Annotated in this window: 21 protein-coding genes; 14 read left to right on the top strand and 7 right to left on the bottom strand. The window is 67.8% G+C overall.

The genetic code is table 11. The annotated features are described in order from the left end of the window. Nucleotides 1–20 precede the first annotated feature (20 nt). Nucleotides 21–914, top strand: coding sequence for a YihY/virulence factor BrkB family protein (locus tag QX039_RS23605; protein ID WP_315736201.1), 894 nt, complete (start codon nt 21–23; stop codon nt 912–914). Here the strand turns inward: QX039_RS23605 and QX039_RS23600 are convergent. Next, nucleotides 841–1,995 (bottom strand): ATP-binding protein, encoded by a 1,155-nt coding sequence (locus QX039_RS23600; protein ID WP_409998898.1) that lies wholly within the window; start codon nt 1,993–1,995, stop codon nt 841–843. The genes QX039_RS23605 and QX039_RS23600 overlap by 74 nt on opposite strands. Nucleotides 1,996–2,568: 573 nt before the next feature. Next, nucleotides 2,569–3,438 carry a tRNA glutamyl-Q(34) synthetase GluQRS gene (gene gluQRS / locus QX039_RS23595; RefSeq protein ID WP_315736199.1) on the bottom strand — a complete coding sequence of 290 codons (870 nt, stop codon included), beginning with the start codon at nt 3,436–3,438 and terminating at the stop codon, nt 2,569–2,571. 123 nt (nt 3,439–3,561) lie between these two features. Here gluQRS and QX039_RS23590 point away from each other — a divergent pair, with 123 nt between their 5' ends. The 5 genes from QX039_RS23590 (at nt 3,562) to QX039_RS23570 (ending at nt 9,488) form a co-directional block, all read left to right on the top strand. Continuing rightward, nucleotides 3,562–4,215, top strand: coding sequence for a DNA-3-methyladenine glycosylase 2 family protein (locus QX039_RS23590; RefSeq protein ID WP_315736198.1), 654 nt, complete (start codon nt 3,562–3,564; stop codon nt 4,213–4,215). A gap of 108 nt (nt 4,216–4,323) precedes the next feature. Then, nucleotides 4,324–5,415, top strand: a complete 1,092-nt coding sequence (locus QX039_RS23585; protein ID WP_315736197.1) for a DUF2855 family protein — start codon at nt 4,324–4,326, stop codon at nt 5,413–5,415. A gap of 75 nt (nt 5,416–5,490) precedes the next feature. Further along, nucleotides 5,491–6,462: a peptidyl-alpha-hydroxyglycine alpha-amidating lyase family protein gene (locus QX039_RS23580; RefSeq protein WP_315736196.1), complete on the top strand. Its 972-nt coding sequence runs from the start codon at nt 5,491–5,493 to the stop codon at nt 6,460–6,462. Nucleotides 6,463–6,695: 233 nt separating this feature from the next. Beyond that, complete coding sequence (locus QX039_RS23575) at nt 6,696–7,253, top strand: HNH endonuclease (protein WP_009025578.1); 558 nt, start codon at nt 6,696–6,698, stop codon at nt 7,251–7,253. A 273-nt stretch (nt 7,254–7,526) separates the two neighbouring features. Continuing rightward, nucleotides 7,527–9,488: a putative bifunctional diguanylate cyclase/phosphodiesterase gene (locus tag QX039_RS23570; RefSeq protein ID WP_315736195.1), complete on the top strand. Its 1,962-nt coding sequence runs from the start codon at nt 7,527–7,529 to the stop codon at nt 9,486–9,488. 20 nt (nt 9,489–9,508) lie between these two features. On the opposite strand, the gene QX039_RS23565 is transcribed toward QX039_RS23570, so the two are convergent. Both QX039_RS23565 and QX039_RS23560 read right to left on the bottom strand, forming a co-directional pair. After that, a complete protein-coding gene (locus QX039_RS23565; protein WP_315736194.1) occupies nt 9,509–10,804 on the bottom strand; it encodes an MgtC/SapB family protein in 1,296 nt (431 codons plus the stop codon). A gap of 83 nt (nt 10,805–10,887) precedes the next feature. After that, nucleotides 10,888–12,099, bottom strand: coding sequence for an APC family permease (locus QX039_RS23560; RefSeq protein ID WP_315736193.1), 1,212 nt, complete (start codon nt 12,097–12,099; stop codon nt 10,888–10,890). A gap of 862 nt (nt 12,100–12,961) precedes the next feature. Here QX039_RS23560 and QX039_RS23555 point away from each other — a divergent pair. From QX039_RS23555 to QX039_RS23535, 5 genes are all read left to right on the top strand, one after another. Continuing rightward, on the top strand, nt 12,962–13,945 hold the full coding sequence (locus tag QX039_RS23555; RefSeq protein ID WP_315736192.1) for a phosphotransferase enzyme family protein: 984 nt from the start codon (nt 12,962–12,964) through the stop codon (nt 13,943–13,945). A 175-nt stretch (nt 13,946–14,120) separates the two neighbouring features. Next, nucleotides 14,121–14,573 carry a hypothetical protein gene (locus QX039_RS23550; RefSeq protein ID WP_315736191.1) on the top strand — a complete coding sequence of 151 codons (453 nt, stop codon included), beginning with the start codon at nt 14,121–14,123 and terminating at the stop codon, nt 14,571–14,573. A gap of 448 nt (nt 14,574–15,021) precedes the next feature. Next, the gene (locus tag QX039_RS23545; RefSeq protein WP_315736190.1) at nt 15,022–16,161 is read left to right on the top strand and encodes an RNA ligase RtcB family protein; all 1,140 of its coding nucleotides are present in this window, start codon (nt 15,022–15,024) and stop codon (nt 16,159–16,161) included. Beyond that, nucleotides 16,158–16,781, top strand: a complete 624-nt coding sequence (gene prfH / locus QX039_RS23540) for a peptide chain release factor H (protein ID WP_315736189.1) — start codon at nt 16,158–16,160, stop codon at nt 16,779–16,781. Before QX039_RS23545 ends, prfH begins: the two co-directional genes overlap by 4 nt. Nucleotides 16,782–16,951: 170 nt before the next feature. Continuing rightward, on the top strand, nt 16,952–18,211 hold the full coding sequence (locus QX039_RS23535; RefSeq protein WP_315736188.1) for an Hsp70 family protein: 1,260 nt from the start codon (nt 16,952–16,954) through the stop codon (nt 18,209–18,211). A 6-nt stretch (nt 18,212–18,217) separates the two neighbouring features. Here the strand turns inward: QX039_RS23535 and QX039_RS23530 are convergent, their stop codons facing one another. Continuing rightward, nucleotides 18,218–19,714 (bottom strand): hypothetical protein, encoded by a 1,497-nt coding sequence (locus tag QX039_RS23530; RefSeq protein WP_315736187.1) that lies wholly within the window; start codon nt 19,712–19,714, stop codon nt 18,218–18,220. Continuing rightward, nucleotides 19,711–21,222, bottom strand: coding sequence for a hypothetical protein (locus QX039_RS23525; protein WP_315736186.1), 1,512 nt, complete (start codon nt 21,220–21,222; stop codon nt 19,711–19,713). The genes QX039_RS23530 and QX039_RS23525 overlap by 4 nt, the downstream gene beginning before the upstream one ends. 324 nt (nt 21,223–21,546) lie before the next feature. Between QX039_RS23525 and QX039_RS23520 the strand changes: the two genes are divergently transcribed. After that, the gene (locus QX039_RS23520) at nt 21,547–22,119 is read left to right on the top strand and encodes a GNAT family N-acetyltransferase (protein ID WP_315772757.1); all 573 of its coding nucleotides are present in this window, start codon (nt 21,547–21,549) and stop codon (nt 22,117–22,119) included. 11 nt (nt 22,120–22,130) lie between these two features. On the opposite strand, the gene QX039_RS23515 is transcribed toward QX039_RS23520, so the two are convergent. Next, a complete protein-coding gene (locus QX039_RS23515; protein ID WP_315772755.1) occupies nt 22,131–23,180 on the bottom strand; it encodes an alpha/beta hydrolase in 1,050 nt (349 codons plus the stop codon). Between the two features lie 155 nt (nt 23,181–23,335). Between QX039_RS23515 and QX039_RS23510 the strand changes: the two genes are divergently transcribed. Together QX039_RS23510 and QX039_RS23505 are read left to right on the top strand one after the other, a co-directional pair. Beyond that, nucleotides 23,336–24,886: a winged helix-turn-helix domain-containing protein gene (locus tag QX039_RS23510; RefSeq protein WP_315772790.1), complete on the top strand. Its 1,551-nt coding sequence runs from the start codon at nt 23,336–23,338 to the stop codon at nt 24,884–24,886. A gap of 161 nt (nt 24,887–25,047) precedes the next feature. Further along, a complete protein-coding gene (locus tag QX039_RS23505; RefSeq protein ID WP_315736183.1) occupies nt 25,048–25,218 on the top strand; it encodes a Flp family type IVb pilin in 171 nt (56 codons plus the stop codon). Nucleotides 25,219–25,463 lie beyond the last annotated feature (245 nt).

Genomic DNA, 25,463 nt, shown 5'->3' with positions numbered 1-25,463 from the left:
TTTGCGGAGTGCAGGGACAGGTGAAGGCGCTTCGCTACATCTTCCACGTCGTCATGGACGCGTTCTACACCTTCCTCGCCGACGACGGCTGGGCGATCGCCAGCCATATCGCGCTGTCGACCCTGATGGCGCTGTTTCCGTTCCTGATCGTCCTGACCTCGCTCGCCGGCTTTCTCGGCTCCAAAGACCTGGCCGACCAGGCCGCCACCCTGATGCTCGAGACCTGGCCGGCGCAGGTCGCGGATGCGCTGACCGGCGAGATCCACGACGTGCTGACCACGACCCGGACCGATGCGCTGACCATCGGCGCCGTGCTCGCGGTCTACTTCGCCTCGAATGGCGTCGAGGCGCTGCGGGTCGCGCTCAACCGCGCCTATGGCGTGATCGAGCAGCGCCGCTGGTACTGGCTGCGGCTGGAATCGATCGGCTACACCCTGGTCGCCGCGTTCACGGCGCTGGCGATGTCGTTCCTGATCGTGCTCGGCCCGCTGATGCTGGCCACCGCCCGGCGCTATTTGCCGCTGGCGGTCGAAGCCAACGAGCGCTTCGTCAACCTGTCGCGCTACGGCATCACCATCAGCGCGCTGATCGTCGCGCTGTTCATCCTGCACGCCTGGCTGCCGGCGGGCCGGCGCAGCTTCATGCAGATCGTGCCCGGCATCGTCTTCACCTTCGTCGCCTCGCTGGTGTCGGGCATCGTGTTCGGCCAGTATCTGGCGCGCTTCGCCAACAACTACGTCACGATGTATGCGGGGCTCGCGTCGGTGATCATCGCGCTGGTGTTCCTGTATTTCATCGCCGCGATTTTCGTGTATGGCGGCGAGTTGAACGCCTCGATCATCAAGTCGCGGCTGCCGCGCGGCGTATCGCTCCAAGAAGCGCAGTCGCTAGAGCCCGCGGCGAAACGGGCTTGAGCAGGAACGCGTCCGCGCCGGCAGCGCGCGAGGCCGCCTCGTCCTCGCCGCGTCCGGACACGCCGATGATCGGGATAGTCCCTTGGGGCGCGTCCAGCTTGCGAATGCGAGCAATCGCCTCGACGCCGTTGATGCCGGGCAGCACCATGTCCATCAGCACCGCATCGTAATTGCCGGCCGCGATCCGCTCCGGCGCCGCCTCGCCACGGCCGATGAACTCGGCCTGGTGGCCGAGCTCGTTGAGGATGGTGTTGAGCACCACGCGGCCGAACGGATTGTCCTCGACCCCGAGGATGCGCAACGGCCTTGTCGGCGCCAGGGTCACGCCATTCTCCGATCCGCCCGCCGCGGTGTGCGGCGCGGCCGCAACGGTCAGCGTCACGGTCAGCGTGAAGGTCGTGCCGCCGCCTTCATGCGGCGCCACGGCGACGTCGCCCCCCATCGCGCGCGCCAGCTGCCGGACCGAGGACAGGCCGAGGCCGGCGCCGCCGAAGCGCGAGGCGATCGAGACATTGGCTTGGCTGAACGGGCGGAACAGCCGCTTGATCTCCTTCAGGGTCAGGCCGATGCCCGAATCCGAGACGTGGAAGGCGATCGCGGCGCGGCCCCTGTTCGCGCCTCGGCCTGCGCCCGTGCTCGGCTTGCCGCGACCGCCGCGACGTGCGGGAACGACCTCCAGCGCGACGCCGCCCTGCTCGGTGAACTTCACCGCATTGTCGATCAGGTTCTCCAGCGCAGCGCGCAGCCGCACGGGATCGCCGAACACGAGTCCCGGCAAGTCGTCGGAGACGTGGACCTTGACATCCAGCCCCTTGGCGGCGGCGCGGCCCGACAGCGAGTCTCCGGCGGCCCGCGCCAGCACGCGCAGATCGAACAGATCCTCACGCAGCAGCGCGCCGGCGGTCTCGTCCTTGGCGGCATCGACGAACAGGGTGGCGAGGCTCGACAGATGCTCCGCGCCGGCCTTGATCGTATCGACCCAGCGCCGCTCGCGCTCGCCGAGCTCGGAGGTGGCAAGCAGGTCGCTGATGGCGAGAATGCCTGTCAGCGGCGTGCGCACCTCATGGGCGAACACCGCCAGCGCGGCTTCGACGACCCCTGGTGATCCGGCACCAGCCCTGGGCACTGACTTCGCGGTTTCGGGCTTCCTCACTCCGGACTTGGCCGCGCTTCGCCGGCTCCCCGCCATCGCCGTGACCTGAGGAACGTGCTTCTTGAGCGGTCGCGCCTTGGCGCGCTCCTTGGCCGGCGCCGCCTTCGCGGCCTTGGCCTTCGGCGGTTGTGTCTTCGGCGTTTGTGTCTTCGGCGCTTGTGCTGCGGGCGACGGCATCCTGACGGATGTCGTCCTGGAGGACGCCTTTTCAGCGGGCGCTCTGGACGCGCCGGCGGGCCTGGGCGCAGCCGGCTTGGCCGGTCGGGCCCGACGCCCCGTACTCATCTTCCGAACGCGCTTCATCATGGCCCCTGTGACATGAACTCCGAAAAACGAAGGGGCACTTGTACTGTCATGTCTCGTCGTGCCGCTTTCGATTGAAGCTCCCGATTACCCGCGCCATTGAGCAGCATGGCACGGTCGTTTCCGGGTGTCACGATGCCCCGGAGGTTGTCCCCGCCGGAAACATTCGGAGATATCAGGGCTGCGGACAGGACACGGCTAGACCATGCCGATCCTGTGTCGGATTTCCGTCGGCGAGACGCCTTCCGCGCGCAAGGCGCGCAATCCCGTCGCCTGGGTGGACTTGGACAGCTTGTGGCCCTGCGCGTCGCGAATCAGTTGGTGATGCCGATAGGCCGGGGCCGGCAGGCCGAGCAGGACCTGCAGCAGCCGGTGGACGCTCGTGGCATGAAACAGGTCCTGTCCACGCACCACCTCCGTCACCCCCTGCAGGGCGTCGTCGATCACGACGGAGAGGTGATAGCTGGTCGGCGTCTCCTTGCGCGCCAAGACCACATCCCCCCAGGCCTCCGGCCTTGCTTCGACCCTGCCACTCTCGCCCCAAGGCCCGGCGCCATACTCGTCCCAGGCCGCCCGGCCCGCGCGCGCGACCGCGGCGGCCATGTCGAGCCGCAAGGCATAGGGCGCGCCGCTGGCCATCAGTGCCGCACGGTGCGCCTCGGAGAGCGAGGTCGCCGTCCCCGGATAGAGCGGCGCGCCATCCGGATCGCGCGGCCAAGCCCCCTCTGCATTCCGTTGCGCGACCATCCGCGCGACCTCGGCCCGGCTCTCGAAGCTCGGATAGACCAGCCCCATGCCCTGCAGCCGCTCCAGCGCAGCGCGATACTCGGCGAGGTGCTCCGATTGCCGCCGCACCGGCTGCTCCCAGGTGATGCCGAGCCAGGCGAGGTCCTCATAGATCGCCTGCTCGAACTCGGGGCGGCAGCGGGTCGGGTCGATGTCCTCGATGCGCAGCAGCAAGCGGCCGCCGCTCCGCTGCGCGCATTGGAAGTTCAACAGCGCCGAAAAAGCGTGGCCGAGATGCAGATAGCCGTTCGGGCTGGGGGCGAATCGGAAAACGGGTGGCATGTCATCTCGTCCTTGCCGGACTTGAGCTGGCGTGGTCCGACGATCATTCTTCGCGGGCTCGTTCGATCCGAGATGGATACGCGGGTCAAGCCCGCGCATGACAATGGAAAAGGTCGCACTGAGATGACCCTTCACCTCGATAGCCAGGACATCCTCGAGGATGCGATCCGCGACCTGGTGAAGCAGGACGCGCGGCTGGCGCCGATCCTCGCCGCCGCCGGCATGCCGGCGCTGCGGCGGCGCGAGCCAGGCTTTGCCGGGATCGCGCACATCGTCTGCGGCCAGCAACTGTCGACCGCCAGCGCGGCCGCGATCTGGGGCCGGCTGCAGGCGGCATTCGATCCGTTCGATGCCGACGCCATCCGCCGCGCCCGCGCCGACCGGCTGGGACGGCTCGGTCTCTCTGCGGCCAAGATCAAGACGCTGAAGCACATCGCGCGCGAGCTTGGCGCCGGGCGGCTCAATCTCGACGTGCTCGCCAATGAGGACGCCGATGCGGCCCACGCCACCTTGACGACCCTGCCCGGCATCGGACCGTGGACCGCCGACGTCTACCTGCTGTTCTGCCTCGGCCATGGCGATGCCTGGCCGGCCGGCGACCTCGCCGTGCAGGAGGCGGTCAAGGTCGGGCTCGGCCTTGCGGCGCGGCCTACGGCCAAGCAGATGATGCCGCTGGCCGAATCGTGGCGCCCGCTGCGCGGCGCGGCGGCGCACCTGTGGTGGAGCTATTACCGCGTGGTCAAGAAGCGCGAGGGCGTCATCGCATCGGCGAACTAACAACTCCGGTGAACGCCGTTTCAAACAAAGTTGGGGTTGCAAAACGGTCATCGATGTCGGCCAGGATCGCACCACGACGCACATCATCGAACGGCCGAGGTCTTCATCATGCAATCGTCCGACTTCATCGTCACACGCAACGATCTGCAGCAGTGCAAGACGATCGTCACCGAGCTTCCCGATGGCGCCGCGCTTCCTGCCGAGGCGCTGCTGGTGAAGGTCGACCGCTTCGCCTTCACCGCCAACAACATCACCTACGCGCTGCTCGGCGAGCAGTTGAAATATTGGCAACTGTTTCCTGCGCCCGACGGCTTCGGCATCATTCCCGTGTGGGGCTTCGGCGACGTGATCGCCTCCCGCCATCCTGCCGTCGCGGAAGGCGAGCGCCTGTTCGGCTACTTCCCGATGGCGACGCATCTCGTCATCGAGGCCGCCGACGTCGGCAAGCGCGGCCTGCGCGACGCGGCCGCACACCGGCAGGGCGTCGCGCCGGTCTACAACGCCTATGCGCGGGTCGGCGACGATCCCGCCTTTGCCGGACGGCAAGGCGACTATCAGGCCCTGCTGCGCCCACTGTTCATGCTGTCGTTCCTGGTCGATGACTTTCTCGCCGAACAGGCCCAATTCGGCGCAACGACCGTGATCCTGTCCTCGGCCTCGAGCAAGACCGCGTTCGGACTCGCCCACCTCTTGCATACGCAGCGCAAGGGCATCCGCGTGATCGGGCTGACCTCGCCATCGCATGCGGCCTTCGTCCGCTCGCTCGGCTGCTACGACGAGGTCGTGACCTACGATGCGGTCGACATGCTCGACGCGACGTCGCGCGCGGCCTTCGTCGACATGGCCGGCAATGCCAGTCTGCGCGCCGCGCTGCATCGACACTACGGCGACAACCTCGTCTATTCCGGCCGCATCGGCCTGACGCATCAGGACGGCAGCGATGATGTCGAGACGCTTTCCGGCGCCCGGCCCACCTGGTTCTTCGCGCCTGACCAGATCAGGAAGCGCGCCAAGGAATGGGGACCGGGCGGCATCGAGGCGCGGCTCGGCGCGGCGTGGCGGGACTTCGCTCCGCGGCTCGACGGCTGGCTCACGATCACGGAAGGACGCGGACCGGAGGCCGTGCAGCGCGTCTATCTCGACACCTTGCAAGGTCATATTCCGCCGCATCAGGGCCACATGCTGACGATGGCGACGTAACCAGGTTTTCACCCGCGACCAAAGCCGTGTAGCGTTGCCAGGACTGAGGTTGCACGGAGGCAGGGAGGCGAGGCGATGTCCATTCTTGGAACGGGCAATTTCACCTATCGCGTCGTCAAGGACTGGGCCAGGCTGCCCGAGGGCTGGGCGCTGACCGACGTCGCCTCGGTTGCCGTGGATAGCAAGGACCGCGTCTACGCCTTCAATCGCGGCGCCCATCCGATGATCGTGTTCGACCGCGGCGGCAATTTCATCAAGAGCTGGGGCGAGGGCCTGTTCAGCCGCGCCCACGGCCTGTCGATCGACGGCGACGACAATCTGTACTGCACCGATGATGGCGACCACACCGTCCGCAAATGCACTCCGGAAGGGACGGTGCTGCTGACCATCGGCCTGCCGAAGCGTCCGACCCCGTTCATGAGCGGCGAGCCGTTCAACCGCTGCACCCACACCGCGCTGTCGCCCTCGGGCGAGATCTATGTCTCCGACGGTTACGGCAATGCGCGGGTCCACAAATACACCCCCGACGGCAGATTGATCCGCAGCTGGGGCGAGCCAGGCTCGGATCCCGGCCAGTTCAACATCGTTCACAACATCGCGACCGATGCCGATGGCTTCGTCTACGTCGCCGATCGCGAGAACCACCGCATCCAGATCTTCGACGGCGACGGCCGCTACGAGACGCAGTGGAACAATCTGCACCGGCCCTGCGCGCTGTGCGCCTACGGCGCGGAGCGCAGGACCTTCATCATCGGTGAGCTCGGCCCGGGCATGCCGGTCAACCTCAACGTCCCCAATCTCGGCCCTCGCCTGACCATCACGGATGCTGGCGGTCAGCGGCTGGCGCGGCTGGGCGGCGAGCACGGCCCGGGCCTGGAAACCGGCCGTTTCCTGGCGCCGCACGGCCTCGCGATCGACAGCGGCGGCGACATCTATGTCGGCGAGGTCGGCGTCACCAATTGGAGCACAAGCTTCCCGGACCGGCCGATGCCCGCCGAGGTCAGGATCTCCCACTGCCTGCAGAAGCTGGAGCGGGTCCCGGGCTGACTTTTGGTCCGGCTGGTCCTCTCCCCAAACCGAAGACATGCAACTGATTTGCAGTGCAGCGACCTAACCCTCTGCCACGGTTCTGACGCGCTTTGGGCCGAAGCTGGAAGGGCGGGAGAAGCTGTGTCAAGCCATGTGTCAAGCCATTCTTGGGGCTTCACAATCCCGTCACGCTGCATGTAGTATATGAGGGCATGCTGCTTCGCAGCCGTTATGGAGGCCAGGAGCGTTACTTGAACGCACATGTCTCGCAAGGCGGTTGGCCGGTGTTGGTGCTGAACGCGGACTTCCGGCCGCTGAGTTATTACCCGCTGTCTCTCTGGTCGTGGCAAGACGCGATCAAGGCGGTGTTCCTCGATCGCGTCAACATTGTCGAATACTACGACAGAGCGATCCGAAGTCCCTCCTTCGAGATCCAGCTGCCCAGCGTGGTTTCGCTGAAATCCTTCGTGAAGCCGACGACGCATCCGGCCTTCACCCGCTTCAACGTCTTCCTCCGCGACCGCTTCGCCTGCCAGTACTGCCACTCCGGCGACGACCTGACCTTCGACCACGTCATTCCCCGCAGCAAGGGTGGCCAGACCACCTGGGAAAACGTCGTCGCCGCCTGCTCGCCCTGCAATCTGAAGAAGGGCAATCTGACCCCGCAGCAGGCCAAGATGTTCCCCAAGCAGGCGCCCTACGCGCCGACCGTCCACCAGCTCCATCGCAACGGCCGGCTGTTTCCGCCGAACTACCTGCACGACAGCTGGCTCGACTATCTCTATTGGGACACCGAGCTCGATCCGTAGCGGATCGGCGCTTTGTCGTCGTCGTTGGACCTCTGTGAAATGGCGGAAGCGCTCGCACGGCCGTGCCGGCTGGGGGTGATCGATGTCCGACGTCGACGACCACCGGCTCGATCGGCCAGACGGCTCGCCGCATGGCTCGGCCGTCCGGCGGTATAATGGGCTGGATTAACCCCACCTTAGGCCCCTGTTCAGCATGCTCCTGCGTCGCCGCGTTGGGCGCCGCCATGGCTGCCCGCTTCCGTCACCGATTCAGCAGGGCCGTCCGTTCCGCGCATGCAGACCGCAATCACCGAGTGCAAAGCGGCGGCGCTCGCGAAAGCCCAGGCAGCGAGCTCGCTGCAGAACATTTCCCTGACGCTGTTCGCCAATGTGGCGATCGCAACGTCGCTGGCGCTGTTGCTGTATCTCAGAGAGGGGGGCACGCTCATCTTCTGGTGGCTGGCAGCCGCCATCACCTTCGCGGCGCTCCGCGCTGGATGGGTGTCGTACCTGAAGTCTTCCGGACGGATCGAGCGCGATCCACGGCGCGTGCTGCGCAATCTCACCATCATGGCTTTCGCCAGCGGAGTGCTGTGGGCGATCGTCCCGCTCGCGCTGCCGGCCTTCTCCCGCGCGCACAACGTCAACGACGTCGTCTTCATCATGGCCGGCACCACCACCGGCGCCATCATCCAGAGTCTTGCTTTTTCGCCGATGGCGATCGCCTTCGGCGCGCCGCTGATGGGCTCGACCGTGTTGCGGATGCTGATCTCGGGCAGCGATGTCGACTACATCGTTGCGGTCGACGTCGCATTCCTGACCTTCATGCTGTTCCGCGCATCGCGGCTCGGCGAGCGCAACTTCATTGCGAGCCAGAATACCGCCATCGAGGCGACGGTGCTGGCGGAATCCGTCGCCGAGGCCAACCACGCCCTGGAGCGCCTGGTTCGCACGGACTCGCTCACCGGGCTCGCCAATCGCAGTCACTTCCGCACCGTGGCCGCCGCGGCCTGCCGTTCCGGACGTGGGGTCGCATTCCTCCTGATCGACGTCGACAACTTCAAGACCATCAACGATACGCGCGGCCACGACGCCGGCGACCGGGTCATCCAGGCAGTCGCCACCCTGCTGCAGTCCGCCTGCCACGCCGACGATCTGCCGGTTCGCCTGGGCGGCGACGAGTTCGTGGTCGTCATGCAGGGTGACGATGTCGCGAGCCGATCCGTCGCACTCGCCGAATGGCTGATGGCCGCCCTCACGCAGCCGCTCGCGATCGCGGGCCAGGTGCTGCCCGTCAGCTGCTCGATCGGCATCGCGGCGCATGCGGAAGGCTCGATCGATCTGGAAGAGCTCTCCGCCCGCGCCGACGTCGCGCTGTATCGCGCCAAGGACGACGGTCGCGGCTGCATGCGCGTGTTCGACGCCAAGATGCAGTCCGAGCTGACGCTGCAGCGCCGGCTCGATGCGGAGCTCCCCGCCGCGCTGGCCCGCCGCGAGCTCCACGTCGAATTCCAGCCCCAGGTCGCGATGGCCACGCAGGAGGTCATCGGGTTCGAGGCGCTGCTGCGCTGGAAGCACCCGAGCGCCGGACTGATCCCGCCGCCGGACATCGTGTCCGCGGCGATCCGATTGCGCCTGTCCGGCCAGCTCACGGAGTTCGTGGGCGAGCGCGTCTGCGCGTTCCTGCGCGCGCTCGACCGCAAGAAGGCGCACGGCATCCGGGTATCGATCAACGTCTCGCCGCGGGAATTCCCGCTTCACTCGCCAGCGCAGACCCTCAAGACCGTCTCCGAGCGCTACGGCGTCGATCCCCACCGGATCGAGATCGAGGTGACCGAAGAGGCGATGTTCGACCCCAAGCGCTGCGCCGACGAATTGAAGCTGATCGACCAATACGGCTTTGGTCTTGCGATCGACGATTTCGGCGTCGGCCATTCCTCGATTGCCAACCTGATGGCGGTCGAGATCGACACCATCAAGGTCGACCGCTCCTTCATCCACGGCATCGCCAGCAATCGACGGGATCAGCAGCTCGTCGCCGCCATCACCGCGGTGGCGCTGCCGCTCGGCCACCGCATGATCGCCGAGGGCGTCGAGAGCGAGGCGGATGCCGAGTGCCTTCGCATGCTCGGCTGCTCCTATGGACAGGGCTGGCTGTATGGCAAGCCGATGAAGGAGGACGACGCCATCGCGTGGCTCGTCCAGCATCGCAGCGGTGCTGCTGCCGCGGTCGAGCGCTTGCCGCGCAGCGCGTAGGTGCGGCGCGGACGTCGCGCTCACGGATGGACCAGCACATCGGCAAGACCATGGGCAAGGCTCGGTCCGAAGGCGCCGGCCCACGCGGCGGCGATGACGAGGACGAGTCCGGGGACGAGACGCAGGGCGAAGGACGACCCACCGCTGGTCCACGCCACCACGATCTTGCTGATCGTGTTCGTCGACAGCGCCGCGAGCACCGGAGCCACGGCATCGGCCGCGCTGATCTTGCCCGATGCGGCGAGCGCAGCCGCGGCCGCCGCCGGCGCATGGGTATCGACGAGACCGGCGACGGCGGCGCTCGCCACCAGGCCGGCTTCGCCGAACGCCTCGCGCAACGCGGCCGACAGCACCAGCACCGCTGAGATCGTCAGCGCCAGCAACAGCGCGCCCGGCAGGCTGAAGGCGTGTCCGGGCGGCAGGTCCGCGGCGCCACTCTGCCGCAAGCCGACGATCGTGAAGATCGCACCGTAGATCGCCGCCGCCGCGCCGGCGCATAGCAGCGGAACCAGCAGCGCCTGCAGCGCCGGCAGGCTGGTGACGGCCAGCACCGCGGCGAGCTGAGCGATGGTCGCGACGGTCGACAATGTCGCGCCCGCAGCCGCGGCACCGCCAAGCTCCGGCGCCTTGCGCGCCCGCGCGCCCATCGCGCCGATCGTGGCCGTGCTGGAGACGAAGCCCGAGGCGAAGCCGGATACGGCGAGCCCGCCGCGTGCGCCGAGCAGACGCATCGAGACATGTCCGGCGGCACCGATCGCCATCATCAGGACGACGAGCGTCCAGATGCCGCGCAGATTGAGCGCGCCGTACGGACCGATCGGCTGATCCGGGAGCAGAGGCAGCACCACCAGCGTGGCCGCGGCAAAGATCAGGCCGTCCTTGAGCTCGCTCTCGCTGAGCACCGAACGGACGAAGTCGTGCAGCACCGGCCGGGCCGCCAGCAGCACCGCCAGCACGACGGCGACGCCCGCCGCCAGAGCAGGTTGCTCGGTGGCGAGGCCGCCGAGCAGGACGGTCAGGATCAGCGCCGCCTCCGAGGTCAGTCCCGGATCGTCGCTGCGCGAACGCCAATAGGCGATCGCCGTGAGGACCATGATTCCAGCGGTGACGATGGCCAGCAGCACCTTGCCGCCGATCAGCATGCTCACCGCGCCGGCCAGCGAGGCGACGGCAAAGGTCCGCAAGCCCGCGGGCGAGCGCCCGGGCCCTTCGCCCTTGCGACGCTCGCGCTCCAAGCCGATCAGCAATCCGATGCCGAGCGCGACGACGATCGCGATGATCCCAGGATTGAGGCTCATGACATCCGGCATCGACATGGTCCTGAATCACATCGCCGGGTCGACGCCGGGGACCATCGGGAAACATGATACATCGGGCTGACAGTTCCTTCCCGGCCGGCTCAAGGCGCGACGAACGCGCTGACGATCATCAGCATACACGTGATGAGACCGAGCGCAGGGACCCATAGCGGCACCCGCACATGGGCGGCATCCGATCCAATGCGCCGGATGCGAATACGAAGCAGGCACAGGTTGACGATGGCAAAGATCGTCAGCGTCGCGAGCGAGGTGCCTTCCGCCAGCCGCTCCAGCGGGAAGGCCAGCGCGAGAACCGCGACCGCCAGCATGACGAGCCCGGTTGCGATCAGCGGCGTTCCGGTGCGGGGATCGACCCGGCCGGCGATGCGCGGCAGGTCGCCCTGCCCCGCCATGCCATAGACGACGCGGGCCGTCATCGTCATCTGGGCGAGAATGGTGTTGAGCGTGGACACGATCGCGATCGCATTGAAGGTGGCCGGACTGATGCCCGCTACGGCATTGAACACCACGCTGAGCGGCGCGGAAGAGGCCGACAGCGTGCCCGGCGGCACGGCGGTCACCGCAATCGCTGCAATCAGCACATACAGTACGGCGGTGATCAGCAGCGTGAGCGCCATCGCCCGCGGAATGTTTCGCTGCGGGCTCTTGGCCTCCTCCACGACGTTGGCGAGGTCCTCGAAGCCGACGAAGGCGAAGAACGCGAGCAGGCCGGCGAACGTGATGCCTGAGAGAACGCCGAGATCGAGCGGCGGCGGCGTCAGCAAGGCAGGGCCGAACGCGACGCCGGAGTGAACGGCCGAGACGACGATCCACACCAGTCCGCCGGTCTCGATCAAGGTCAGCAGTCCGGCGAGCATCACCGATTCGAGAATGCCCCAGGACGCGACCATGCCGAGCGCGACCACGATGGCCATCGCGATCAGCGGCGTCGGCAGATCGATCAGTTGCCGGATGTAGCCGGCGCCGCCGAGCGTCACCGCGGCCGCCGCGATGATGCCGGTGGCGAGCCGCAGCGTGCCGACCGCCGTCGACAACAGCCGCGACTTGAATGCCGCGCGGGCATAGGCGGCTTCGCCGGCACTCACGGGATAGCGGGTCGCAAGTTCGGCATAGGAGGCGGCGGTGAACGCCATCACGAACGCCGCCAGCGCAAAGGCCCAGGAGGAATGGACTCCCGCATGACCGGCGACCGCGCCGATCAGGACGTAGATGCCGGCTCCGACGGTTACGCCCGTGCCATAGAGGACCAGCAGCGGCAGTCCGAGCCGCCGCCGCAAGCCAGATGGAGGCACGATGGGATCTTGCGGCACCACGACGTCCATTCTTGATCACAACGAATAACAGAGTTGTAGGGGCTTAAGGGAGCAAGCGCGAGCGCTCTTGATCTCGGTCAACCGGGACACGCGCGAGACTCTCTGGGCTGCGGCATTCGGCCGCCGGGCCTTCTTCGCGAGGCGCGTTCGCCTTCACGGCCATCGGCCAACTTGAGATGCGCCGCGTCGAGACATGACTTCGCACTCTCGCGGCGCGATGGGCCCGAGCTGTGCTGATCGATCTCCTCTCGAAACGAGAGGGCGCAGGGAAGGCCGAGCCTCGGCTGAGGCCCGTGGCCCCCGTGCGACAAGAATGCACGGGGCAGGAACCACAGGATCAGCCGGATCGACCCGGCCTTCCCTGCGCGATGGTTTTCACGGCTGCTCCGCGCTCTCCCCGGGGACCGGCTTGTTTGCCCCCGTCGCTCGCAACCACGCACGAACGTGATCGCAAGCTTGGCGCCAGCTTCGGGGTGCCAGGACCACACGGCTTGACCGTCCGCCACGACATCAGTCGTCTTGCGCGCGAACGCGCCCGACCTCGCGACGGCCACCACTCCCCGCCCCCGCGTATCGTGACGACGCGTACGCCCCTCTCTGCATGAGGCGGGATGCGCGGGAGGTAAGCATGATTTCCGGAAAAACGAAACAAGCATATTTTTCGCAGGCGGGCTGGACATCAGCGGCAGATTGCGCTCGCCACCTCGATCGATTTGCCCGACGGGCAGTCCGGTACAACCTGCCTACGCCAATGCGATGGATTGCTCGTGCCCGTCCCGGCTTTCACTGCGGACGGCAGCCGCCTAGGATGCCATCGTCTCCACAATCCGGAACACGCGACGTGCCCGACTTCGAGCCGATCTACACCACGACCGGCGCCGAGAGCGTGGGCCGCTTCGTGGCAACACACTACGCGCTATCAGAGCCGCTCGCGTGCCGCCTGATGAACCGCGGCTTCAACGACGTCTATCTGATTACATCCGCAACGGGCGCACGCTACGTCTTCCGTCTGTCGCATCACCGCGCCCGCGGCCCGGCCGATGTCCGCACCGAGACCGACTTCCTCGCACATCTCGCGCGCTGCGGCGTGCCGGTGGCCGCGGCGGTTCCGGCACGCGACGGCGCGCTGTTCGTACGCGGCGAGGCGGCGGAAGGCCGCCGCGAAGGCGTGCTGTTTCACGCCATCGAGGGACGGACCCCGGAGGTCGCATCGCAGAGCGACGCGCGCGCCAACGGCGTGACGCTTGCCCGAGTGCACGCGGCGGCGATGTCCTATCGGCCCGAAGCGCCGCTCTATCTTCTGGACCTCGACCATCTGCTGCGCCGGCCGCTCGCGCGCGTTCAACAGCTCTGCAGCCTAATCGATGCCGATGATGGCGGCTTTCTCCAGGACATCGCGGAGCGAACCGCCGCACGGATCGAGGCGATGGAGGGCCTGACATGGACGCATTGTCACGGCGACTGCCACGGCTTCAATGCGCGCATCGGCGCTGGCGGCGAGGCCGTGTTCTTCGACTTCGACGACGGCGGCCCCGGCTATCTGGCCTATGACATGGCCGTGTTCCTGTGGGCCAAGCTGTCGTTCGGCCGGCGCTTTCATGCGGCGTGGCACGCCTTCGTCGACGGCTACCGCTCGGTCCGCCCGATCTCGACCGCTGATTTCGAGGCCGCGCATGCCTTCGTGATCGTCAGGCACTTCTGGCTGATGGGCGAGCAGGCCAGCCGTTCGCGCGAATGGGGTAGCGAGAATGTCCGCTGGGTCACGCAGCAGCGGGAATTTCTCGAAGGCTGGGAGGCGCAGCAGCTTGGGACGCGCTTGCTATGAGCTTGGGCGGATCGGAGGGATTGAACCGGAGAGCTCCGGCGGCCGACGCATGATCCGGCGTTCAGGCTTGCAGGGTTCGGTCCTTTCCGCGGTGACGATGACGAGAATAACGTTTCGCAATCCTTCCGCCGCGACCGAAGCAGACGCAGCACGCCCGCATCGGAGATTTTGAGCCATGACAGACACGATCGTTCAGTCACGCCGGCTGGGCATCATCGGTTGCGTGATCGGGCTTGTTGCTCTGGTCGCGGCGGTTCTGCCGCATTGGGTGCTGCCGGTGATCGATCCGCCGCCGCCGATCGACAAGGTCATCGTCGATGTCGGACATCGCGTGAGGGAGCGCCTGATGGCGCGCATCAAGGGCGTCGACTACCAGGCGCCGGTGCGCGAGACGTCTTGGACCGACCTCCTGCACCAGCAATTGCCGGTGGCCGCGGTCTCGCTCGGGTTGCTTGCGATCATTCTCGGCGTCGTGGGTCAGTTGCGTCGCGAGGAGCGGCACGTCGCGGCGATGGCGACGACCCTGGGCGGCTGCGCGATCGCCGTGCAGCTTTCCTTCTTGCTGATGGGCGCGCTGATCGTGGTGGCCATCATCTATTTCCTCGGCGATTTCCTCGCGCTGTTCTGATCGCGAGGATGCACGTGCCTGGATCCGCCGGCTGCGGGCAGATGCGCCGTTGTCCATCTTCGATGCCACCCATTCTGTGCGAGCGCAGCGAAGAATCCAGTGTGGTGCGTGGGGCCCTGGATTGCTTCGTCGCTGCGCTCCTCGCAATGACGGAGAGAAAGCGAGCTGCTCGAAAACGACGGGGCATCCGTGTCCTGTACGTCACAGCGGGACATCGGTTGAATGATGCACATTGCCAATATGATCGGGATGTGATTACTACGCGCTCCGGCGTCGAGCATTCGGCTCCGCCGCACAGGAGAGAGACGATGACTGCGATCATCCGTTGCTCCGCCAGGAGCCGCCAGGACTGATCCTCGCGTGAGGCGAGGCTTGGTCTGGCATGCGTGCGTCCGCGCGCGCTGATCGTCCCTGACCAGTTCTCCCTGTCTTTCTCCAAGGTATTTACATGGGCAATTCCCATCGCGTGGACGGCCGTGCGCCGGTCCACGGCTTCTACTCGTCCAGCTCCTGGATCGAGGGCGCCGCTGCGCGCCAGCTCGAAACGGTGGCTGACATCTGTGGCGTGCGTGCTGTCGCCGGCATGCCGGATCTGCATCCCGGCAAGTTCGGTCCCGTCGGCTGCGCCATCCTCGCCGACCATATCCACCCGGCCTTCGTCGGCTCCGATGCGGGCTGCGGCATGGCGCTGTATCAGCTCGACCTCGCTTCGCGCCGGATTCGCGTCGACAAGGCGGCCGACCGGCTGGGCGACGTCGCCACCCCCTATGACGGCGACATCGTGGGCGAGCTCGCAGCTCATCAGCTTGCGCCGTCCGACTTCGATGCGTCGCTCGGCACGATCGGTGGCGGCAATCACTTCTGTGAGCTGCAGGCGGTCGAGGAGGTGTTCGATCCGTCCTGCGGTATCGATCGCGACCGCGCTCATCTGCTGGTGCATTCGGGCTCGCGCGGCCTTGGCCACGCGCTGCTCGAACGGCACGTTGCGGAGGGTCTCAATCCGCTCGCGCCGGACAGTGAGGCTGGCCACGCCTATCTGGCAGCGCATGATCACGCGCTGCGCTGGGCGTCGCTGAACCGGCAGGTGATCGCGCAGCGGGCCGCGACGGCCTTGCGCGGTGAGGCCGATCCGGTCTGTGCGTGCTCGCACAATTGCATCGAGCATCGCACAGACGGCGTGTTGCACCGAAAGGGGGCTGCGCCGTCCGACCAGGGTCTCGTCGTCGTGCCGGGCTCGCGCGGCGCGCTGTCCTATCTGGTCGCGCCGCTCGCGTCAGCGCCAAAGGAGGCGTTGTGGTCGATCGCGCATGGCGCCGGTCGCAAGTTCGACCGGAGCTCGATGATCGGCCGTGTCGGCGCCACGCGATCGGATCGCGAGCGTCTCGCGCGCAATCCGTTCGGCGGCCGCGTGATCTGCGAGGACCGCGCGCTGCTCGCCGAGGAGGCGCCGGAGGCCTACAAGCCGATCGCCGGCGTGATCGCCGATCTCGAAGCATTCGGGCTGGCGCGCGTCGTCGCCAGCTTCCGCCCGCTGGTGACGGTGAAGAAGATCGCCGTCCAGCGGCCGCGCAGGGAGGACCGCCGATGAGACGGCTGCTCCTCACGGCGGGACGCGGTCCGGCCGAATGCCGGCTCGCGGTCGCGCATGCGCTGCGGCGGCTCGCCGACGAGGCCGAGGCGGCGGACTGCGAATGCGCGATCGCGCGAGAGCAGACCGACCGGCATGGGCCGGTCAGCGCGATCGTCGTGCTGGACGGGCCGACGGCGGCCGACCTCGCGCGGCGCTGGACGCAGGGCTCGCTGCTCTGGGTGTGCCGCAGTCCGCTGCGGCCGCATCACGGCCGCAAGAACTGGTTCGTCGGCATCGTCGATCTGCCCCTGTCGGAGCAGGTGGCGGCGTTGGCGGCCACCGACGCCCGGTTCGAGAGCTTTCGCGCCGGCGGGCCCGGCGGTCAGCACCAGAACAAGACCGAGAGCGCGGTGCGCGCAGTTCACGTGCCGACGGGGCTGGTCGCGATCGCGCGCGACGGCCGCTCCCAGCATCGCAACAAGGCGCTGGCGCTCGCGCGTCTCGCCGCATTGCTGGACGGCCGCGCCCGCCTGGCCGACGCCGGCGAGGAGCGCCTCATCCACGCGGCGCATGACCGCGTTGAACGCGGCGCAGCCGGGCTGCGCTTCGAGGGACCGGCGTTCAGGCCGGCGGGATGATCACCGGACAGCGGGGGCGTCAGCGCCCCCGGCTGCACCTTCGACAGGCAGGACGCACAGTCATCTCTCCGCCAGACGACTGCCATGCGCACCGCTCCGCACATTGGCGGATGACATCGCGCCGCCGAACGGCTAAGCGGTCCGCCCCCCCGGACGGAAACGAGACGAGCATGGCGGCAGCGGCCCATTGTGGCATCGACTTCGGCACTTCGAACACCACGGTCGGCCTCAGCAATTCCGCCTCCGCAGAGCTCATCCCCCTGGAGGGCGAGCAGCGGACCTTGCCGAGTGCGATGTTCTTCGATTTCGAGGATCACGGCACCCAGTTCGGGCGCAGCGCGATCGAGCGCTATCTGACCGGCCACGACGGCCGCTTCATGCGCGCGCTGAAGAGCATCCTCGGCACCGCGCTGATTCACGAGAAGACCTATATTCGGCAGAAGGCGGTGCCGTTTGCCGGCATCCTCGGCTTCTTCTTCGCGCATCTGAAGACGCAGATCGAGACGCGGCTCGGCAGGGAGATCAATCAGGTCGTGCTCGGCCGTCCCGTCCGCTTCGTCGACAAGGATGATGCGGCCGACGCGGAGGCGCAGGGCGCGCTGGAGGGCATCGCGCGCGACCAGGGTTTCAAGCACATCGCGTTCCAATACGAGCCGATCGCCGCCGCGCTCGACTACGAGCAGCAGGTCGCCCGCGAGGAGCTGGTGCTGATCGTCGACATCGGCGGCGGCACCTCGGACTTCTCGATCGTGCGCGTCTCGCCCGAGCGGCGCAGCAAGGCGCAGCGCGAGGACGACATCCTCGCCAATGGCGGCATCCATATCGGCGGCACCGATTTCGACCGGCTGCTCAGCCTGAAAAGCGTGATGCCGCATCTCGGCTATGGCAGCCGGACCGTCGACGGCAAGCGCGAGCTGCCGACGGCCTATTATCACGAGCTCGCCACCTGGCACCGCATCAACCAGCTCTACAAGAGGGGCGTCATCGGCGAGCTGCGCCAGATCCGCTACGAGGCCGAGCGGCGCGATCTGGTCGACCGCTTCATCAAGGTGGTGGAGGAGCATCGCGGCCATACGCTTGCGATCGGCGTCGAGCAGGCCAAGATCGCGCTGACCGCGGCGAAGTCGCTGACCTCGGTGCTGTCGGAGAAGGACGACTGGGCCCGCATCCGCTTCACGCGCAAGGATTTCGACCGCGCCATCGCCGATTCCGTCGAACGCGTCGTCGGCACCGTGACGAAGCTGCTCGACGATGCCGGCGTCGGGGCCGCTTCCATCAACACCATCTTCCTCACCGGCGGCTCGAGCATGGTGCCGGCGCTGCGTCAGGCGATCCTGGCGCTGTTTCCGGCGGCGCGCATCGCGGAGACCGACCTGCTCGGCAGCGTCGGCATCGGGCTCGCGCTCGACGCGCGGCGCAAGTTCGGCTGAGCCCGCTCAGCGCGGTTCCGACGCCGAGGGCTGCGGGTCCTGCACCCGGAGTGTCCGCGGCCGTGGCGCGGCGCGCGGCGGAGCCGGCGCCGATCCGGGAGCGCGAGCCTGGCTGCGCTTGGCGCGAGCCGGCGGAAGGCTGGTCGTCGTTGTCGCCGCACCCGCCCATTCTCCGTCACGAATGATGCGCCAGGGTTCGGGATCGATCGGACGCGATTGCGGAGCAACGACCGCGGGCCGGCTGGCGCGGCGCCGCCGCGGCGGCTCGCTCGGCACCGGCGGAGCGACCGGACGGACCATGTCGGATGTCGTCTCGGCGGCCGGCGGCGCATCGGCGGGCATTTCGATTGGGACTGCCGCCGCGGCCGGCTCGGCCGCAACAGGCTCGGCCTGAGCGGCGGGCGCAGCTTGAGACGGCGTCTCCGCTCGCACGATCGATCCCGTGGTCTCCTCGACCGGCCCCGACTGGAACATGTCATTCGGCAGCAGCACGCCCGCAATCGCGAGTGCGGCGGCGAGGCTTCTGCCGAGCGAGATCGGCGCAGGACGCTCGCGCGGCAGCGCGGCGCTGCTGATCATCCGGCGCCCGGCATCGACGCCGACCACCGCGACAAAGGCCGCGAAGCCGAGGCTGCCGCCGACGCTGGGCAGGACCGCCGCCGCCTGGACCAGCAACGCGGTCAGCGCCACCGCGGCGACCAGCGGCTGGACCACGCCGTGCAAACGCTGCGGCGACGACATGCCGACGAAACAACCGGCAAAATACGCGTCGGACAGGCGGGCATCGTCCGGCACGAGCTGCTGCAGGACGACGAGACCGGCACAGGCCAGTGCTGCCGAGACGAAGATGCGCGCCGGCCGCCCTGCGGCCGCGACCTGCGGCAGCCTCAGCGCGAACATCGTTGCGACCATTCCGACGCCGCACAGCGCCAGCATGAGCACCGAATGATTGAGACCCTTATCGAAGCCCTGAAGGCTGGCGACGCGCAACGGCACGCCATCGGCGCCGAGCAGCGGCGCGAGACTGAGGAACAGAAACGAGCCGATCGCCGCGAGCGCGCCGAAGCGCCCGCCATAGCCGCGCAACAGCACGACGCGCAGCCGCATTTCGAGCGCGCAGACGCTGCAGAACACGAGGCCGCAGAACAGCGACAGCAGCAGGAAGGACCTGTCGACCGGAAGCCCCGACCGCGCCACGCTCTCGCTCAACGCAACGATCGGCGTCATCCCGCTGAAGCTGCCGCCATAGACCGAGGAGGAGAAGGTCGTCGGCAGCAGATCTCTGGTTCTTGCCGTGATCAGGCCGGCGCAGAGCAGCAGGGTGGCGGTGACCGACGCGAGCGCCGGGGGCAGACCCGACGTGCTCAGGTGCAGCGTCGCCAGACAGCCGAGAAAGGCGCCGGCGAACGAGGCCAGCGGCACGACATTCAGCAACCGGCGCGGCCAGCGGCGAGAGCCGGGCTCGGACGACTGGTCGAGCGCGCCATCGCGGTCCGCTGTCACGGCCCCGCCAACGTCGACGGGTCCGGCCGCCACTCCGGCGCGGGCTGCACCTCATGGCGGGCCACGATGCGCGGTCGCGCCGTCGCGTGCGGCACCACCCGCGTCTGGTGGCGCTTCGGCGGCGCAGCTAGGACGCCCACGGCCTGACCGTCGCGAGCGATCCGCCGGGACGGCCCTGCGGAGGCCGGCGACGCGGACTGCTGGGCCGGCTCACTCGGGCGCCGCGCGGCGAGCGGATTGGCGCCCTGCGGATCCAGGATCTGAAGCGGCAGATCCGGCGCTGTGGCAGCGGCCGAGGCCGGCTCGCCGGGCACCATGCCGTCGCGCCGATCCTCGTCACGTGAGGGCATCGTGGTCCGCGCCGGCGCAGCGGCCCCGTCCGCGTTCACGAACGGACCGTTGGGCTCCGCCACCGGCCGCTGAAACATCAGCTCGCTGGAGAGCAGCACCGCGAAGATAGCGAGTGTGGCGACGAGCCCCCGCGTCCAGGCGAGGGCGGTCTGCCACGGCGATTCCCCTACCTCGACGAACAGCCGGACCGCAGCATCCACGAAGATGACCGAGACGAAGGCGATGTATCCGAGGCTGCCGCCGACGCTCGGCAGGATGGGACCGGTGAGGATCAGCAGAGCCGTCAGCAGCACCGCCGCGGCCATCGCCTGCAGCAGGCTGCGCAGCCGCCGCGACGACGACATGCCGACGAAGCAACCGGCAGAATAGGCGTCGAGATCGGGGGCGTCGCTGGGCAGGAGCTGCAGCACCACGAGGCCGGCAAAGGCCACGGTCGCCGCAACGAAGATGCGCACCGCGCGGCGCGACCCTGCCACGGGCGCCCAACGCAAGGCGGCCATCGTCGCCAGCATGCCGACCGAGCACAACGCGAAGGTGAGCGCGATGCCGCCGAGCCCCTGCTCCAGGGCGCCGCGACGCGCGATCGGAAACAGCTCGCCCTCGGCGCCGAGCAGCGGCGCCAGACCGACGAACAGGAACGAAGCGACCGCCGCCAGCGCGCCCAGTCGTCCGCCATAACCGCGCGCGAGCCCGCCGCGCAGCCACATGTCGAGCGCGCAGCCCAGACAGAACATCAGTCCACAGAACAGCGAGAGCAGAACGAAGGCAGCGTCGAGCGGCAGGCCGGCGCGAATGACGCTGGCGTTCAACAGCGCCACGGGAGTCATGCCGACGAAGCTGCCGCCATAGGCCGACGAGAAGAACGTGCTCGGCACCAGATCCGCGGTCCGTGTCAGGATCAGCGAGGCGCACAGCAGCAAAGCCGCCGCCGCCGAGGCAATCAGCGGCGACAGCCCGGCTGCACTCAGATGCAGGGTCATCAGGCAGCCGAGGAACGCGGCGATGAACGACGCCAGCGGCGGGCAGCCGAGCTGGAACAGCTGCGAGCCGTAGAACGGCACGGCCCGGCCGAGCTGCCGATCGCGCCATGTGCGCGGATCGAAGCTCTGCTCCGCCCGCAGACGACGTAACTGACGATCCGCCGCTTTGCGCTTCATGTCCACGACACCCCGAATCGCGCCAGCCCAAGATCTGCGTGATGATCTCGCGGCAAGCGAATGGTTGACGTTCGGGCGCAACCCTGAGCCCGAGCCGGCGCAGTTTCCTGCGACGGTTGTACGCGCGCTGCATTCGCGCAGGTTGCGTGTGCTCGATTCATGCACTGCAATGCAACGTTGTGGAAGTATCGGGCTCCAGTCCGGGCGTGAAAGTTCCTGGCAACCTTAATGGCGGAGCGCGATGCGAATTATCAATGACATGCGAGTTAGACGGCGTAGCAACCCCGGCTTGCAAACGAGCTTGGTAAACGACAGCATGGCGTCATGCTCACGCCCACGTTGCATACCGCCCGTCTGATCCTGCGGCCGCTGGCCCTCGCCGATGCGCCTGCGATCCAGCGTCAGTTCGACAACTGGAACGTGATCTGCAACCTCGCGGCCGTCGTGCCGTGGCCCTATCCTCCCGACGGCGCCGAGACCTTCGTCAGGCTGCAGCTCGACAGGATCGCAGCCGGCGAGGAGCTCTATCAATGGGTGCTGGTGCTGCGCGACGGTGACGGCGAGGCCATCGGCAACATTCACTTCCGGCCGCGCATGAAGTCGGTGAAGGGCCATCGCGGCTTCTGGCTCGCCGAGCGCTATTGGAATCGGGGACTGATGAGCGAGGCGATCGCCGCCGTGAACGACTTCGCCTTCGGTCCGCTCGGCCTCGATCAGTTCACCGTCTGCAACGTCGCGACCAATGTCGCGTCACGGCGAGTCAAGCAGAAGACCGGCGCCGAGTTCGTCGGCTTCATCGAGGTCGCGCACCACAATGGCGAGACCCGCTCCGAGCAATGGATCGTGCGGCGGGAGACGTGGCTGCAACGTCAAGGGAAGCAACGCGCTCCCGCCTGAGATCGTCGGCGCTACGCGCTCGCCGTCACGTCGAGCACCGCCTGCGCAAACGCTTGCGGCGCCTCCTGCGGCAAGTTGTGGCCGATGCCGCCGGTGATCAGCCGGTGCTCGTAGCGGCCGGTGAACTTCCTGGCATAGGCTTCGGGCGCTGGATGCGGCGCGCCGTTGGCATCGCCCTCCATCGTGATGGTGGGCACGGTGATGTCAGGAAAGGTCGCGAGCTTCGCCTCCAGCGCATCATATTTCGCCTCGCCCTGCGCGAGGCCGAGCCGCCAGCGATAGTTGTGCACGACGATGTCGACGTGATCGGGATTGTCGAAGGCGGCGGCGCTGCGCGCGAAGGTGGCGTCGTCGAACGCCCATTTCGGCGAGGCCGTCTGCCAGATCAGCCTGGCGAAGTCGCGCCGGTTCTTGTCGTAGCCCTCGCGGCCGCGCTCGGTCGCGAAGTAGAACTGGTACCACCATTGCAGCTCGGCGGCCGGCGGCAACGGCATGCGGCCGGCCTGCTGGCTGCCGATCAGATAGCCGCTGACCGAGACCATCGCCCTGCACCGCTCCGGCCACAGCGCCGCGATGATGTTGGCGGTGCGCGCGCCCCAGTCATAGCCGGCGAGGGTCGCGGTCCTGATCGCGAGCGCGTCCATCAGCGCGACGATGTCGGCCGCGACGGCGACCGGCTGGCCGCTGCGCAACGCGGTCGGCGACAGCAGCCGCGTCGTGCCGTAGCCGCGCAGATGCGGAATGATGACGCGATGGCCGGACGCGGCCAGCGCCGGCGCGACGTCGGCGAAGCTGTGGATGTCGTACGGCCAGCCGTGCAGCAGGATGACGACGGGGCCGTCGGCCGGACCTGTCTCGGCATAGCCGATGCTGATCTCGCCGGCCGTGACCTGCTTGATCGGTCCGAGCGACGTCCCCGCCCCCGGCCGGATCGCCGGCAGCTTCGTCGTCGCCTTGAAGCTCTGCGCCTGCCCAGCGCTGGAGCCGAGTTGAAAGGCCGCAACGGCGGTTCCGGCAAGGGTGAGGAAACGGCGGCGGTCGGGGTAAAGAACGGTCGGCATGGCGGAGGCTCCTGGTTCCGATGTGCGGTCCTTGTGCGCCATGCATCCGCGCGGCGCTTGGAGGAGGCATTGATTTTTCCTTGAGGCCGGCTTGATTTTGCGGATCGCGTGACGCGAGGGTGAAGCCGGCTGCCGCGGCGGCCAGGGCGGTGCATGTGGTGTATTGCTTCGACGATTTTGTGCTCGATCCCGGCCGCCGCGAGCTGCGCCGCGGCGACGACCTGGTTGCGATGGAACCGCAGGTGTTCGACCTGCTCGCGTTCCTGATCAGGACGCGCGACCGCGTCGTCAGCCGCGACGACATCCTCGCCGAGGTGTGGGGCGGCCGCATCGTCTCCGAGGCGACGCTGGCGAGCCGCATCAGCGCCGCCCGGAGCGCGATCGGCGACAGCGGCGAGGCGCAGCGCCTGATCCGCACCATTCCGCGCAAGGGCGTCCGCTTCGTCGGGGAAGTCCATGAGCAGGCGGACGCAGTGCAGACGCCGGCGGCGGTTTCGGGCGCGCAAGCCTTCGACGGCCCCGCCATCGCGGTGCTGCCGTTCACCAACATGAGCGGCGATCCGGAGCAGGACTATTTCGCCGACGGGATGGCCGAGGACATCATCACCGCGCTGTCCCGCTGCAGCGGCCTCGCCGTGATCGCCCGCAACTCCTCCTTCATCTACAAGGGCAAGGCCGTCGATATCCGTGCGGTCGGACGCGAGCTCGGCGTCGGTTACGTTCTCGAAGGCAGCGTGCGCCGCGCAGGGTCCCGCCTGCGCATCAACGGACAGCTGATCGATGCGGCGTCCGGCGCGCATCTGTGGGCGGAGCGCTTCGACGGCCAGCTGGACGATGTGTTCGCACTGCAGGACCGCATCACCGAAAGCATCGTGGCGGCGATCGAGCCGACGCTCGAGCTGGCGGAAGGCGAGCGGCGCCGCGCCACGCCGCCGCTGCATCCGGACGCCTACGATCTGCTGCTGCGCGCCGCCAGCCTGCGTGACGCCTTCACGCCCGACAGCCTCGCGGCGGCGATCGCGTGTCTGGACCAGGCGCTGGCGATCGATCCCGCCTGCGCGCCCGCGATGGCGGCTTGGGCCTATTGTCAGGCGCTGCGCCACTTCCAGGGCTGGAGCGCGCCGGACGAGACCTATCGCACGGCCGCCGTCGCGCGGGCGTGGCAGGCGTGCGAGCGTGCGCCCAGCGACGCGCAGGTGCTGTGGATGGCGGCCTTCGCGATCTGGAACATGGCCGAGGACATCGCCCCGGCACGGGAGCTGTTCAGGCGCTCGCTTGCCATCAACCCCAACTCGGCGATGGCGCTGACCTTGAGCGGCTGGATCGAGATCATGGCCGGACAGCCGGCTGCGGGCCGCGCGATGATCGAACGGGCGCGGCGGCTGAACCCGCGCGATCCACGGGGCTGGTTCGCAGCCGGAGCGCTGGCGATCTGCGCGGTGGCGGAGGACGATCTCGCAGGTGCCATTCGATGGGCCGAGATCGCGCTGGCGCAGAACCGCCGTTTCGCTGTGGCGCTCCGCGTCCTGATCGTGGCCCTGGTCGGGACCGGTGAGATGTCGCGCGCCGGCGAGGTCGCGCGTCAGCTTCTGAGCCTCGAACCGGATCTCACCGTGTCCGGGTTCCTCGAACGGATCCCGTTTCCGGCCGGAATGCTCGCCACAACCTATGCGGAGGCGCTGCGCGCAGCCGGGGTGCCGCCGTGATCCCGTTCGCGTGCAGCGGACCCTGCTGCAACTGAAATTTTTGACATGAACGGCAAAGTTGCGAAACTTGGCTGGACCTCGTTCACACTACCTTAGGTTCCATTCCGTAGTTTTGCGGAGATCGTCCCGGCGGCCATTTGCCGGACGGCGGAGGGGAATTGATGAGGAAATTGCTTCTCAAATTTTACGAGGATGAATCGGGCGCAACCGCGATCGAGTACGGCCTGATTGCGGCCGGCATCGCGCTCGCGATCATCACCATACTCAACAAGCTCGGACTGACCCTGGAAGGCATCTTCACGACCCTGACCACGAAGCTGAACGGCGGCTGATCGATCGATTGTCTGCAATGGCGTTCTCAGGATCGGAGCAATCCGGTCGCCATGGTCGGACTGGCCGGGCCTCGCGCCCGGCCTTTGTCCTTTGATATAGTTCCATTCTTCGATGGAGCGGCGCCGCAACCGACCTATCAGGGCATCGTGCTGCGTCCAGCCTGCTCGCAGGCATTCGTGCAGCGCCGGCAGGACTCGGCGCCGATCCGGCAATGGGCATGCATCCCGGCGTGCTGCTCGCATTC

It is taken from the genome of Bradyrhizobium sp. SZCCHNR1043 (assembly GCF_032489675.1).
Classification (GTDB): Bacteria; Pseudomonadota; Alphaproteobacteria; order Rhizobiales; family Xanthobacteraceae; genus Bradyrhizobium.
This window is presented reverse-complemented; position numbering and strand designations above follow the sequence as displayed.